This window comes from Wolbachia endosymbiont of Nasonia oneida (genome assembly GCF_009012935.1).
GTDB lineage: Bacteria > Pseudomonadota > Alphaproteobacteria > Rickettsiales > Anaplasmataceae > Wolbachia > Wolbachia pipientis.
Window position 1 is genome coordinate 1 of sequence record NZ_QESS01000018.1, and the last position, 13,175, is coordinate 13,175.

17 protein-coding genes, 1 other RNA gene and 1 pseudogene are annotated in these 13,175 nt (G+C 34.5%); 17 read left to right on the top strand and 2 right to left on the bottom strand.

Features of this window, described 5'->3' with window-relative positions; translation table 11 throughout:
* Positions 1–124: 124 nt before the first annotated feature.
* Positions 125–1,417, bottom strand: a complete 1,293-nt coding sequence (gene glmU / locus DEF52_RS05095) for a bifunctional UDP-N-acetylglucosamine diphosphorylase/glucosamine-1-phosphate N-acetyltransferase GlmU (RefSeq protein WP_151808042.1) — start codon at positions 1,415–1,417, stop codon at positions 125–127.
* Complete coding sequence (pheS, locus tag DEF52_RS05100) at positions 1,418–2,461, bottom strand: phenylalanine--tRNA ligase subunit alpha (RefSeq protein ID WP_151808043.1); 1,044 nt, start codon at positions 2,459–2,461, stop codon at positions 1,418–1,420. It abuts the gene before it with no gap.
* A gap of 146 nt (positions 2,462–2,607) precedes the next feature.
* Here pheS and DEF52_RS05105 point away from each other — a divergent pair, with 146 nt between their 5' ends.
* The 17 genes and pseudogenes from DEF52_RS05105 to DEF52_RS06640 form a co-directional block, all read left to right on the top strand.
* Positions 2,608–4,338 carry a hypothetical protein gene (locus DEF52_RS05105; RefSeq protein ID WP_151808044.1) on the top strand — a complete coding sequence of 577 codons (1,731 nt, stop codon included), beginning with the start codon at positions 2,608–2,610 and terminating at the stop codon, positions 4,336–4,338.
* A gap of 181 nt (positions 4,339–4,519) precedes the next feature.
* Positions 4,520–5,116: a riboflavin synthase gene (locus tag DEF52_RS05110; RefSeq protein ID WP_151808045.1), complete on the top strand. Its 597-nt coding sequence runs from the start codon at positions 4,520–4,522 to the stop codon at positions 5,114–5,116.
* A gap of 57 nt (positions 5,117–5,173) precedes the next feature.
* Positions 5,174–5,764, top strand: coding sequence for a CvpA family protein (locus tag DEF52_RS05115; protein WP_015588828.1), 591 nt, complete (start codon positions 5,174–5,176; stop codon positions 5,762–5,764).
* 124 nt (positions 5,765–5,888) lie between these two features.
* Positions 5,889–6,218, top strand: a transfer-messenger RNA (tmRNA) gene (gene ssrA, locus DEF52_RS05120).
* A gap of 23 nt (positions 6,219–6,241) precedes the next feature.
* Positions 6,242–6,679 (top strand): ClpXP protease specificity-enhancing factor SspB, encoded by a 438-nt coding sequence (locus tag DEF52_RS05125; RefSeq protein WP_006279412.1) that lies wholly within the window; start codon positions 6,242–6,244, stop codon positions 6,677–6,679.
* Between the two features lie 200 nt (positions 6,680–6,879).
* A complete protein-coding gene (locus tag DEF52_RS05130) occupies positions 6,880–7,098 on the top strand; it encodes a hypothetical protein (RefSeq protein ID WP_006279413.1) in 219 nt (72 codons plus the stop codon).
* Between the two features lie 13 nt (positions 7,099–7,111).
* The gene (locus tag DEF52_RS05135) at positions 7,112–7,372 is read left to right on the top strand and encodes a type II toxin-antitoxin system RelE family toxin (RefSeq protein ID WP_255324035.1); all 261 of its coding nucleotides are present in this window, start codon (positions 7,112–7,114) and stop codon (positions 7,370–7,372) included.
* A gap of 98 nt (positions 7,373–7,470) precedes the next feature.
* A complete protein-coding gene (locus DEF52_RS05140) occupies positions 7,471–7,692 on the top strand; it encodes a hypothetical protein (RefSeq protein WP_095742622.1) in 222 nt (73 codons plus the stop codon).
* Positions 7,673–7,984, top strand: coding sequence for a type II toxin-antitoxin system RelE family toxin (locus DEF52_RS05145; RefSeq protein ID WP_010962380.1), 312 nt, complete (start codon positions 7,673–7,675; stop codon positions 7,982–7,984). The genes DEF52_RS05140 and DEF52_RS05145 overlap by 20 nt, the downstream gene beginning before the upstream one ends.
* Positions 7,985–8,067: 83 nt before the next feature.
* The gene (locus tag DEF52_RS05150) at positions 8,068–8,289 is read left to right on the top strand and encodes a hypothetical protein (protein WP_006279415.1); all 222 of its coding nucleotides are present in this window, start codon (positions 8,068–8,070) and stop codon (positions 8,287–8,289) included.
* A complete protein-coding gene (locus tag DEF52_RS05155) occupies positions 8,280–8,555 on the top strand; it encodes a type II toxin-antitoxin system RelE family toxin (RefSeq protein ID WP_007550684.1) in 276 nt (91 codons plus the stop codon). Before DEF52_RS05150 ends, DEF52_RS05155 begins: the two co-directional genes overlap by 10 nt.
* Before the next feature lie 171 nt (positions 8,556–8,726).
* Entirely contained in the window at positions 8,727–9,002 is a 276-nt protein-coding gene (locus DEF52_RS05160; RefSeq protein WP_012673067.1) for a YggT family protein, read from the top strand.
* A gap of 53 nt (positions 9,003–9,055) precedes the next feature.
* Positions 9,056–11,119 (top strand): FtsK/SpoIIIE family DNA translocase, encoded by a 2,064-nt coding sequence (locus DEF52_RS05165; protein WP_336598385.1) that lies wholly within the window; start codon positions 9,056–9,058, stop codon positions 11,117–11,119.
* A gap of 181 nt (positions 11,120–11,300) precedes the next feature.
* Positions 11,301–11,546, top strand: a pseudogene (locus tag DEF52_RS06825) (PD-(D/E)XK nuclease family transposase); the annotation flags it as partial.
* Between the two features lie 358 nt (positions 11,547–11,904).
* Positions 11,905–12,171, top strand: coding sequence for a hypothetical protein (locus tag DEF52_RS05175; protein ID WP_007548399.1), 267 nt, complete (start codon positions 11,905–11,907; stop codon positions 12,169–12,171).
* 8 nt (positions 12,172–12,179) lie between these two features.
* On the top strand, positions 12,180–12,452 hold the full coding sequence (locus tag DEF52_RS06635) for a reverse transcriptase N-terminal domain-containing protein (RefSeq protein ID WP_237357363.1): 273 nt from the start codon (positions 12,180–12,182) through the stop codon (positions 12,450–12,452).
* A gap of 156 nt (positions 12,453–12,608) precedes the next feature.
* Positions 12,609–13,175, top strand: a 567-nt coding sequence (locus tag DEF52_RS06640; protein ID WP_336598388.1) for a reverse transcriptase domain-containing protein, incomplete at its 3' end; no start/stop codon positions are given.

Genomic DNA, 13,175 nt, shown 5'->3' on the forward strand with positions numbered 1-13,175 from the left:
TGATAAGTGGGCTGGCGGAGTTTGTCAAGCAAGTTTTTTCGTTTCTATTCCCAATAAAAGTTTGTTATATGGTTATGCAAGAAGTCTAATATTAAAAATGACACAACAACATAATTAAATTAGACTACTTTATTCTCTTAGTTACTTGCTTTTCTCTTGCTATTGCAAGGCTTTTTTCTGGTACATCCTCAACTATAACACTACCTGCTGCAATTACAGATTCATCATGAATATTAAGCGGCGCAATTAGTGAGCTATTGGCGCCAACAAAGCAATTGCTCCCTATATTCGTTTCATGTTTATTTTTCCCATCATAATTACAAACAATAGTGCCTGCTCCTATATTACTCTCCTGCCCTACTTTAGCATTTCCTATATAACTTAAGTGTTTTATTCTAGTGTTTTGACCAACTTCACTTGTTTTCACTTCCACAAAATTTCCTATTTTTGCCTTATTACCAATTGTTGTGTTTCCGCGTATTCTGGTAAATGGACCGACCTCAGCATTACTTTTAATTAAGCAATTTTCTAAATGCGAAAATGGCAGTATTTTCGCACCAGACTCTATTTTCACTCCAGTACCGAAAAAAACATATGGGTAAATAACTGAATCTCTGGCAATTTGCGTATCAAGAGAAAAGAAAACAGTCTCTGGTGCAACAAGCGTTACTCCGGAGTCGGTAAAAATTTTTCTTTTATTTTCTTGAAAGTAAAACTCAGCTTTTATAAGGTCATTTCTGTTATTTATTCCCGTTGCTTCTTCTCCACCGGTAATAACGTAACCGACATTTAAATTACTCTTCACTGCAATGGAAACTATATCGGTCAAGTAATATTCATGAGTTGAGCTATTGCACTCTATTTTCTCCACCAATTCACGTAAATTCTTTGCACATGCAACCATTATTCCAGCATTTGCAAGAAATTCTTCATGATTATTTTTATCACTCTTTGCTTCTACGATTTCTCTTAAGGAACCATTCTCAATAATTAACCTACCGTATTCTTTATTGCTTGTCCTAAAACCTAGGCAAACTAGAGCCTTGCCTTCTAAATAACTAATCATTTTAGTTATTGTGCTGCTTTTTATGAGCGGAGTATCTCCATACTGCACAACAACTATGCTTGAATCTGGCAATTCTCTTAGGTTTCTCATCGCAGTTTTGACCGCATCTCCCGTGCCAAGTGTTAATTCTTGTGTAATTAACTGTATATCCTTAAAACACTTTAGTCTTTCAATTAAAGGCTGATCAACTACAACAGCAATATTTTCAGGATTTAACTGTTTTGCATTGTAAATGACATGCTGGAGCATGGAAAAACTGCCTATTTTGTGTAGGACCTTAGGCAAATCTGAATTCATCCGCCTGCCATGCCCTGCAGCAAGTATAACGAACGTATGAGTTTTACTTATCACTTATCTTAAAGATGAAAAATGAAAACCGTAATGATCAAGCCAGCTGATTTTGTTGTCATAAAAGCTCCTCAAGTCGCTAATTTGATATTTTAGCATTGCAAGCCTTTCTATACCAATGCCAAACGCAAAACCGTTGTATTTAGTATGGTCTATTCCAACATTTTGAAATACATTTGGATGCACCATACCACATCCAAGCACTTCTATCCATTTACTACCTTTATAACTTATGTCCACTTCCGCAGAGGGTTCAGTAAAAGGAAAAAAACTATTACGAAAACGTATCTTCAGCCCTTTATCTCCAAAAAACTTATTAAGGAAGTGATGAATAGTAAATTTTAACTGGCCCATATTGACGTTTTCATCGACATATAACCCTTCTATCTGGTGAAACATAGGAGTATGAGTTGCATCAAAGTCATTTCTGTATACCCTACCAGGGGCTACTATTTTAATTGGGAATTTTTTTGTTTTTTCCATGGTTCTAATCTGTACAGATGAAGTGTGAGTGCGCAGTACCATTCTTTTATCGTTTATTTTATTCTTTAAGTAGAAGGTATCTTGCTCCTCTCGCGCAGGATGATGACTTGGAGTATTCAGTGCATCAAATACATGAAATTCATCTTCAATATCAGGGCCATCAACTGCTTTAAAACCCATATGTGCAAAAATAAGCTTTACTTCATTTATAACTTTACTGAGTGGATGGACCTTGCCAATTTTTTCTGGCCTCGCAGGCAACGTGATATCAACTGCCTCGTTCTGCAATTTAAAGTTAACTTCTTCGGCTTTTAGTATATTCTCCTTATTCATTATAAGCTGATCTAGCTTATTACGTAAAACGTTGATAACTTCGCCTAAATTGCGCTTTTTTCCTGCGTCTTCTATCTCTTTTAAGTTGTCAAAATAAGCTTTAATTACACCCTTTTTTCCCAAATATGATAGCCTAACTTTTTCTAAATCTTGTAAAGAAGAAGCATTCTCAATTTCGGAAACTGCTTTATCTTCAAGTGAAAGTATGTCATCTAATAACTCTTTATTCATCTTAAAAACGCTGGCTTAAACTTTCATTATAGTGAAATTTTAAATATCATCAACAATCCGAAAAATTGCCCTATTCTGATTATTAATTTATTGACTAATTAATCTTTTTTATTTACCTTTGCGTTGATGAATTTGCTGTATCAACTATGCACAACAGTAATACTGAAACTAAGAATAAGTATAAAATAGAGGATTTACCTAAGCTCTTTAAGGAAAAATCCAGAAACATAAGTAAAGCATTTTCTAGCGAAACAATTAAGATCAGTACTATTCGCTCGAGAAGTATTGAAAGTAATATACAAGAATTTTCATTTGAGCTAACAGCAACAGATAAAGACACCTTTAATATAAGGTTATTTCGAATAAACTCTTTAATTAATTTTTTCAAAATCTGCCTTTCCCGGGAAAAAAATTTTACAGCAAACATAAAAGTGCCCAAAGAAAGCAGTGAACTATATAATAACTACTGTAAAACTAACAGTTATAAAACTGTAAAAGAATTCGTAAATAATGCTCCGCCTCAAATCCTTCTGCAGGGCACAACGATAACGCTACAAACAGACGTTGAAAACATTAACCTGGACAACTTGCACCAAATCGAGTTATTTCTAAATGAAAAGCTACAACATGCAGAAAAAACTGAAAATGAAGACAAAAAAGAACAGAGTGAAGCTAACCAAAAAAATGCACAAAATAGACAAATCGTACCAGTTACAGGCTCATTTGGCTTCGATGTAACAAATAATGGAAAACAAGTTACACGCGCTTCGATAGCAGTTGCTGTAATGCATGAAAACGTTTTCTGGTTTAGATCTTTTTTCTGTCTGCCCAATCTTTTTAATACGTCACAATTCTTTTCCCAACAATTGCCAAAATTTTCTATACAGAGCAACAATATACTATTTGGTGTCATTCCAGCGCTTGACCAGGAAAAAAGAAACATGGATCCAAGTAGTCAAGCTACTCGGATGACAGGGGGTAGTATAGAAAATCCAATACCTCAAGAAGCAGAACAGAATGTAGGTCAAACTACTTCGCACACAGAGTATTTTAAGGCTAACAGAAAAAAGAAGTCAAAAAAGCAGACCAAAGAACTATCAGAGAAAGAAAAACCATTAGCCATAAAACAAGCACAAAATGATGCTAGAGTAGCTATGATAGATAACCAAATTGAGCACAGGGGGAAAAAACTCGATAAAATATTTATTGAAGTGATGAGTGGATACAAAAATCAAGATCCAGAAACATTTTGCAATATTTTCAGCTCAGTATTCAATATTGTTTACTTTCAAGATAAACAATTACATGCAATATTAGAGCCAGGCGAAATATCAGAAGTATTACAGATACTCGAAAGGCCACAACCTCTTAGTAACTCACTTTTAGGTAAAGAATATTTACAAAAACAAGTATATAGAAAAAAAGAGCAATTGCTTAAATTAGTTTCAGGTGTTTATATACAACAACCTTCTCCACAACATGAAAATACTCCTCATAAATCTACAAACCCTTTACCAATTAAAGATCTTTCACCAGCAACAAATGAAGCTAAAACTCTACCACCTACTAACATTACACTCAAATCACCGTTAAAAACTGTATTTTCCTCAAAAAAGGCTTATTTTTGTCTATTTATAATAGTAGCATCTGCATCAACACTTTGCTTATGGCATTTTCCATTAGGAAAAGTGTCAATGTTAAAAGGATTAGTGCCACCAGAAAAAAGGGAAAGTATTGGGTTAGCATTGAACATAGGGTTGCCAATATTAATCGCGCTGTGTATTTTGAATTTAGCTCGCTTTATATATTCTGAATATTCTATAGAATCTATTAAGCAAGTAAGTGAAAACGATCCCCTTTCTCGCGCCTATAGCTAGTGCAGGCTCAGCTTTCCTACGTCATACCGTCACGGTATCTCTAGATCCCGCTAACACGTAGCGGGATGACGAATTTGTCGTTTTTTAAATTGTCGGTAAACCAGAATTACTTTAACTATAACAAAATAGAAATAAGTTGTTGTAAAAAATTTTTCATGGTAAAATTATTTATTTTCACCATATGTTTAAAGGAATTATCACGGATATCGGGACTATAACTGATACTACCACTCACTCCAACTCTGATCAAATTTTCCATATCAAGACACAAAATTTATCCTCTATAAATAAAGGAGATTCAATAGCTTGCTCTGGTGTGTGTTTAACTGTTGTTGATATAATGAGCGATATATTTACAGTCCAAGCATCTCAAGAAACTATGAAGGTTGCTAACTTAAATACGTGGAGAATAGGAAAAAAAATAAATCTCGAACAAGCAATGAGATTAAGCGATAAGATCGATGGCCACCTGGTTCAGGGTCATGTTGATGGGATAGTAAAATTTTTAACAATTAATCAAAATTTAGATTCTCATGAAATCAAACTATCGTGCCCACAAGAATTAATTAAATTTGTTGCAAAAAAAAGCTCCGTTACACTAGATGGGGTTTCCCTCACAGTGAATTCAGTTATTAATCAGGAATTTACAGTAAATATCACTCCCTATACATGGGAAAATACAACTTTTCAGTACAACAAAGTAAATGATTATTTGAATTTAGAAATTGACATGATCGCTAGGTATTTAGATCAATTGATGCAGCATAAATACAATTAATTTTACAACCTTGTTATTTACAACTATTATATCTTGAAAACCATATAGATATAAAACATGCTTTTCGATAGCCTAATTATCTTCATTGTTGTTCTATGCGTAATAATCTCGGTAACTAGAGGCTTTATAAAAGAGCTATGCGCACTAATGTTTCTATTTTTATCGGTCTTTCTGACAGCTAATCACTATGATTTTTTCACTCCAAATTATAGTAAATATTTTGATTCTAAAGTTACACTAAACATACTTTCTACAATCTCTGTATTTATTATACTTAATCTTATATTCATGATAATAAATAACTGGCTAATGTACATATTATTACCCATAAGGTTGGGGTTTATCGATAGAGTTACTGGAATCTTTCTCGGAGTGCTTAAAGGAATATTGCTCTCTTATGTATTATTTTTTGCTGTGCACTTATATTGCTACACAGTATATGACAAAAAAGAGGGAGAGTATAAAATAGAAGCAGAAGACATATTGCCTAATTGGATAATAAATTCACACTCTTATCAGGCTTTATTTGTGACAGCAGAAGAAGTAATTGACATGTATGTACCAGAGTCGTTGATACTAAAAATAAAAGAGATCGGTGGAGAAATGGTTGATCAAGAAAAACCTAAAAACAATAAAAAAGAAGAGTAAATATTTATTTATAAATATTTTCATTGGGAGTATTCAAAAAGCCATATGTGTCAGGTTAAGAGCACAGAATTTTTTACTGGAAATATTAATTTTGTTTTAGCAATAAATCAACTTAAGGTCATAATATCTTGACATTTATTTAATGTTGCTATATAATAGCTATGTACATTTTGTGTACTATAGCAATAAAATTACCTTGTAATAGGTGTATTGGACCCGAGGGCAGTACTCGGCGCCTCCACCATGTTTTTTAATTATACGGGGGCGATTAAGGATCGACATGCATAGTAAAGATGGTAGCTTTGCTCGGTTAGACACCACCGCTAAGAGTTCATAATTTAAATGCAAACGATAATTTTGCTGCTGAAGAATATCGTGTTGCTGCTTAATTTAGCACAACCGGTTTATTACTAAAGCACGGTTTAGGGAACGCCGGGTAACAGAAGTTCCCCCAAAATTTACGTATGTGAAAGTTATATGGAGCAAACAGATTACAAAAAACTGCTTAATTCTGCTAAGTTTCAAGTTATCAAAAAGACTTTAGATGTTATATCAGGTAATGGTTTTATCCCTCACTTAGAAATATTATTTTTCACATATTTTAATGGTGTGACCATGCCAGATCGTTTGAAAAAGTCATACCCTACTCAAATGCTTATTATATTACAGCATCAATTCTATGATTTAAAAGTTTCTGAGGATAAATTTAGCGTCAGTTTGAGTTTTCAAGGAAAACAAGAGCGAATTACTATACCGTTTTTTGCTATTAGTGAGTTTCGTGATAAAATTTCAGGAGATGTTTTAATATTTGACAAAATCAGTATCGACTCTGATAAAGAATACAAAAGTGAAAAATGTACTGAAAAACTATCAAACGGTAGTATTATATCCATAGATCAACTGCGTGATGAGTAACTGCTCATCTTTATAAACAAAAAATATTAATAGAAAAAAGTGGTCTAACTTAAGTAATAGAATAGAGGGTAGATAAATATGCTAAATCTTTAATTATTTATTAACGCAGGTGGCAAAATTTTTCTTACATATCATCAACTTCCTTTATTGAAAAATTCAGAAAAATGTTGTATAATTATTAGTAGACTTTGGTAAAACATATGACAGATTCAGGAATTAGTATAACTTTTGACCCAAAAACTTCACATAACCTTACTAAGTTAGCTGAAATCACCAAGGAATCCGTTCAAGAACTAGCAAAAAGGTTAGTCATCGAAGGAATCGAGTGCGAAGTAGAAGATATTGCGTTATATAAAACTATTAAGGAATGTGAGGATGTAGACTGGAATACAGTACTATCTGAAAGGGAGAGGACATAAACTGAAATACGATATTGTCTACTCAAAAAACTTTACTGAAAGAGATTTTCTAAATCTTCCAAAAACAATAAGATCAAGGATTACAAAAGCGATAAACGAGCGGCTTACAACTGATCCAATTAAATTTGGTAAACCATTACGTGGCAGGCTAAAAGGGTATAGAAGAATAAGGGTTAGTGATTATCGAATTATTTATACTGTAAATATTGCAAAACATAAGGTATTTGTTGCTACAGCAGGACATAGAGACACCATTTATGAGAAGGCTACTTGATAAACATTAAATATATTTTTATACAGCCCTCCTTCCTTTATTGAAAAATTAAAAAAAATGTTGTAAAATAGCTATAGTAGTAGACTTTGGTAAAACTTATGGTAAATTCAAAAGTTAGTGTAACTTTCAACCCAGAAACTTCGCAGCATCTTGTTGAACTAGCTAGAGCCACCAAGCAGTCTGTTCAAAAATTAACAGAAAAGCTAGTCAAGGAAGCAATCGAACTTGAAGCGGAAGATATTGCATTTTCCAAAATTATTAGGGAGTTAAATTCTGATGATGCAGAAGAAGTAGAGGATAGTGAAGACATCTGGAAATAAGCAATACACCATTAAATATCTAAAGCATGTTCTTAAAAGAAATTTGCCTTCCTTGCCGGAAGATGTAAAGCCAAGTATTAAAGATGCAATAAAAGAGTATCTTGAGACTGATCCTATTGGTAACGGTGTGTTGCTACGCAAGAGATTAAAGGAACATAGAAGAATAAAAGTTGCTGATGATTATCGTATTGTCTACCGTGTAAATACTGTAAAACGTATAGTAATTATTGTTTCAATAGGACACAGGGACAATATTTACAAGCAGGCAATATTGGACCTACTGAAACATTAAATATATTTTTATACACCACTCCTTTCTTTATTGAAAAATTAAAAAAAATGTTGTATAATTATTAGTGGACTTTGGTAAAACATATGGCAAATTCAGGCATTAACATAGCTCTTAGCGAAGAAACTTTAAAGCATCTTGCTGAATTATCTGAATTTACTAAACAGCCCGTTCAAGAATTAGCAGGAAAACTATTTAGAGAAGCAGTTGAGCTTGAAATGGAGGATTTTTTAGTATCTAAAATTTCTGATGAGCGTGATGTTGAAGGTGCAGAAACAGTTGATTTTGAAGATATTAAGTGGGATTAGAGCGTTACAAGGTTAAGTCTCTAAAGAGTGTTGTTGAAAAAGATTTACCAAACCTTCCAAAGATAATAAGGCTAAGAGTTCAAAAGGCTATAAAAGAACGTCTTACAGTTGACCCAATAAATTTTGGTGAACCACTACATCATAACTTAAAAGGATGTAGAAGGCTAAGAGTTGGTGACTATCGTGTAATTTACAGAGTAAATCAATTAGATCATATAGTAACTATCACAGAGATAGGACATAGAGATGATATTTATAAGAAATAAATATCAACATTAATATATATTATACACCCCTCCTTCCTTGTCCATTCTCTACTTTAGGTGGCTTTGCGCAGCTCAAAAAATGAAGTTTTTTTTGGTTCAGCAAAAACAACATTTTGAGTTTGAAAAGGCTAAATACTTGTCTTTTATATAACTTTCGTGTAATAGATATGTATGCATCCAATCATATATCTACTCAATACGTTACTTGATCTTTATAGCTTCATTCTAATATGTTGGGTTGTCCTAAACTGGCTGATTAAACTTAATATGGTGAACATATATAATGAAATTGTCAGTAGCATAATGCACATCTTGAACCAATTGACATATCCACCACTAAAAATTATCAGAAGATACATACCACCGTTCAACGGATTAGATTTATCTATAATGATATTGCTAATAGCAATTCGCTTTGTACAATATACAATGAATTACTACTTTTAAGTAGATGCTAAAAAGATATCTAAAAGCAGCAGTATATCTATCACTCTTAATATATATATATATCAGTTTTTAGCTACAACTATAAAGATCCTTCCTTAAACACAGCTACAAATGAGAAAGTGACAAATTTAGGTGGAATAGTAAGTTCATATTTAGCTGATATATTGGTTCAATTTCTTGGATTAACTAGTGTTACAATAGCTACAACCATAGTTTACTTGTTGATCTTCAGGCCATCAAAAAGGCTGCTAAAAATTCTCTATTTAATATTAATCAATTTAGGGATATGTGCTATACTACCACAACTTTCGCTAGGCATCACTGCAAGGTACAGACACAGTGGAATAATAGGGAATGCACTAATTAATAACTGCCCGTTTTATATATTTGTGATAGTAACATCAATAGGTCTTGTAGGATCTGTTGGTTGGAAGAGAACAATTTACTCTCTATTCTTCTTATGTAAAAAAATAGCTTGCTTATTTGTAAATGTTCCATTCTTCAGATCACATAAAACTACTGAGTATTCAATTGCACCATTAGTAGTAGAAGAAAAACATAGAACTAAAATCACTACTAAACAACAACCAAAAGAAAGACAGAAAAAAGCTACCGAGGAGGTTTTAAGTGAGTTTAAGTTTCCAAGTATCCATTTACTTTCTAAAGCAGAGGAGTCTTTGCAGAGAAAGCAGCTGAATGAAATGGAGAGCAATAAAAATTTATCTCTGCTGGAACAAGTCCTGAGTGATTTTGGCGTGCAAGGAAAAATTATCAGTGTATGCTATGGGCCGGTTGTGACTTTGTACAAACTTGAACCACAAGCTGGCACGAAATCTGCAAGAGTAATTGGCCTTGCAGATGACATTGCACGTTCGATGAGTGCACTCTCTGCACGTATTTCAATAATTCGTGGGCAAAATGCTATGGGAATAGAGTTGCCGAACAAGGAACGGGAAATTGTAATGCTGCGTGATTTGCTTGAATCCCCAGAATACCAAAATGCAAACTTAAATCTCCCAATTGCGCTTGGCAAAGAAATAAGTGGAAAACCAGTTATTGCAGATCTAACTAAAATGCCCCACTTGCTCGTTGCTGGAACCACAGGGTCAGGTAAATCAGTTGCGATTAACACTATGATTCTTTCACTCGTTTATCGATTAAGTCCTGATGAATGTAAGATGATAATGATCGACCCAAAAATGCTTGAGCTTTCAATATATGATGCAATACCGCATCTAATAACGCCAGTGGTAACAGAGCCAAAAAAGGCTGTAGTCGCTCTTAAGTGGATAGTGAAAGAGATGGAAAATCGCTATCGCATGATGTCGTATTTGAATGTACGCAATGTAATAAACTATAACCAAAGAATCACAGAAGCGATGAATAGTGGAATAGAATTGGAGCGCGTTGTGCAGATTGGCTTTAACTCAACAACAGGCAAACCTTTGTTTGAAAAGCTGCCGATTAAAATGGAAACATTCCCATATATTGTAGTGATTGTAGATGAAATGGCAGATTTGATGCTTGTTGCCGGCAAAGAAATAGAGTGCTCTATTCAACGCTTAGCTCAGATGGCTCGTGCTGCAGGAATACACATCATAATGGCAACACAACGCCCATCTGTGGATGTGATCACAGGTGTGATAAAGGCGAACTTTCCAACGAGAATCAGTTTTGCTGTTACTTCTAAGATAGATAGTCGCACAATACTTGGCGAACAAGGGGCTGAACAATTGCTTGGTATGGGTGATATGCTTTATATGGCCTCTGGTGGTAAGATTATTCGAATTCACGGCCCATTTGTGAGCGATGATGAGGTACAAGATATAGTTGATCATCTGAAAATGCAAGGTGAGCCAAATTATATGGAGGAAATTACCAAAGAAGATGAAAATTCTTCTGTGGAATCAGAAGGTGAAACAGAGGATGAAGAAAACGACCTCTACAATCAAGCAGTGGCCATCATTCAAAGAGATCAAAAAGTTTCAACCAGTTACATTCAGCGACAACTTAGAATAGGCTATAACAGAGCTGCAAATATTGTTGAAAGAATGGAAAAAGAAGGTGTTGTCAGCGCTCCAAATTACTCAGGGAAGAGAGAGATATTAGTAGAATAACAGGGCTTCTGAGAACGTTCATGCGCGTTAAGTTAGGCCATAGATGGGTATCTTAAAATTTGCTGCAAATGCAACTTTCTTGGCTATCTTTTACAAAGTTAAAAGTTGTCTTCCTTAAAAATATAATTGAATAATTGTTAATAATAGTGTATAATTATTAATATTTTCAAGCATTCTTGCCATGGCTCTTTCTAAATTTCTCGATCCAAAGTTAGATTTAACATTTAAGAAAATCTTTGGTACTGAAAAAAATAAGAATATTCTTATCCATTTTTTAAATGATATTTTAGGATGTACTGAAGTCAATACTATACAAGAAGTAGAATTCTTAAGCACCATTATGGACCCTGAAATTGCCTCTGATAGACAAAGTATAGTTGATGTTCTTTGCAGGGATTCTAGTGGGTCAAGATATATAATTGAGATGGTGCGACCTGAAAGTCTTCGGTCATATTGTTTAAAAGGAGAGGAATTCCTCCAGAAAGAAACTGAAAGGATTCTAAAACTTATTAAACCAGATGTTTTGCCATCTGAGTCTACGCATCAGTGCGAATCGGGCAACCGGTTGGTGCCAAGCGATGCGGACAATGAACCTCCTCTTGAAAAAGAAGATGCTCAATCGTGAGAGGAGCATAAACTACAAGCATCATGTGGTTGGAGAGCTAGGCTAGTGGTATGGTGAACGTAAGTGAAACTTCAAAGTATCGTAATTATGAAGGAGCTAAAGATGCTGATAAGCTCTAACCAAAAAGGTAATGTGGATAAGTTACATTTCTCATTTCTAGATGTACGCAAATAATAACTCCACCGGTATAGAGAAGTCACCTAACCCACTGTTGTATGACAGAAGGAACAGGGTAAGCCTGTATTTTCGCCTACATGGCAAGCAAACCGCAAGGAATGCTGATGGAAGTGCAGGTAAAGGAGAATGGAGAAAGCGAATGCCATTTTGTAACGAAATGGATAGAATTTGTAACATTAATTCGCGTGAAAACGAGCAGACTTCCGTTTGGTCCCTCGTGACAAGAAACTTTGTTAACCACTTAAGGTAGGAAAGCAGATGATTACAAGTAAACCTGTAAGTGCATCTACCGAAAGCTTTGAAGCATGGAAGCAGTTGCCATGGAAGAAATGCCAGAAAGTTATTGTGAGGCTACAAAGACGTATTGTTAAGGCTGTCCAAAAAGGAAGATGGGGTAGGGTAAAAGCTTTACAACATCTTCTCACACGCTCTTTTAGCGGAAAAGCTTTGGCTGTTAAGAGAGTAACTGAAAACCAAGGAAAAAAACACAGCGGGTGTAGATCGTCAATTATGGTCAACTTGCAATGCTAAATTTCAAGGAATAAAGCAGTTAAAGCAAAGAGGATATAAACCTTCTCCGCTAAAACGGATTTATATCAGTAAATCTAATGGCAAAAGAAGACCTCTTGGAATACCATCGATAAAAGATAGAGCCATGCAGCATTATATCTGTTTGCTCTGGAACCGATAGCTGAAACAATCAGTGATCGTCACTCCTATGGCTTTAGGCCTAAAAGATCCTGTGCAGATGCTACAGTAGCTTGTCATTTGTTACTGGCAAGTCGTAATCAACTACAATGGATACTTGAAGGTGATATCAAAGGATGCTTTGACAACATTAATCATGAATGGCTTATGAAGCATATTCCTATGGAGAAGAAAATTCTGCATAGTTGGTTAAAAGCTGGCTTCCTAGAATCGAAAACTCTGTATCCCACAACTGCAGGTACCCCGCAAGGTGGTATAATTTCTCCAATACTAGCCAATTTAGCCTTAAACGGACTTGAAAAGTTATTGGAAAGTCGATTTGGTAAACTCGGCAGTAGAAGAAGAAACAAAATCAGAAGTGGAGTGAACGTAATCAGATACGCAGACGACTTTATTATTTCAGGTTTCACACATGAAGTACTGGAAAATGAAGTTAAGCCTTTAGTATCATCTTTTCTTCATGAGCGAGGTTTAATTCTTTCAGAAGAGAAGACAAAGATTACATCTATCACAACAGGGTTTGACTTTCTTGGTTGTAATGTACGT

Coding starts and splice junctions, on each gene's coding strand:
- pheS (WP_151808043.1), bottom strand. CDS start 2,461: ATGAATAAAGAGTTATTAGATGACATACTTTCACTTGAAGATAAAGCA.
- DEF52_RS05105 (WP_151808044.1), top strand. CDS start 2,608: ATGCACAACAGTAATACTGAAACTAAGAATAAGTATAAAATAGAGGAT.
- DEF52_RS05110 (WP_151808045.1), top strand. CDS start 4,520: ATGTTTAAAGGAATTATCACGGATATCGGGACTATAACTGATACTACC.
- DEF52_RS05115 (WP_015588828.1), top strand. CDS start 5,174: ATGCTTTTCGATAGCCTAATTATCTTCATTGTTGTTCTATGCGTAATA.
- DEF52_RS05125 (WP_006279412.1), top strand. CDS start 6,242: ATGGAGCAAACAGATTACAAAAAACTGCTTAATTCTGCTAAGTTTCAA.
- DEF52_RS05130 (WP_006279413.1), top strand. CDS start 6,880: ATGACAGATTCAGGAATTAGTATAACTTTTGACCCAAAAACTTCACAT.
- DEF52_RS05140 (WP_095742622.1), top strand. CDS start 7,471: ATGGTAAATTCAAAAGTTAGTGTAACTTTCAACCCAGAAACTTCGCAG.
- DEF52_RS05150 (WP_006279415.1), top strand. CDS start 8,068: ATGGCAAATTCAGGCATTAACATAGCTCTTAGCGAAGAAACTTTAAAG.
- DEF52_RS05160 (WP_012673067.1), top strand. CDS start 8,727: ATGCATCCAATCATATATCTACTCAATACGTTACTTGATCTTTATAGC.
- DEF52_RS05175 (WP_007548399.1), top strand. CDS start 11,905: ATGTACGCAAATAATAACTCCACCGGTATAGAGAAGTCACCTAACCCA.
- DEF52_RS06635 (WP_237357363.1), top strand. CDS start 12,180: ATGATTACAAGTAAACCTGTAAGTGCATCTACCGAAAGCTTTGAAGCA.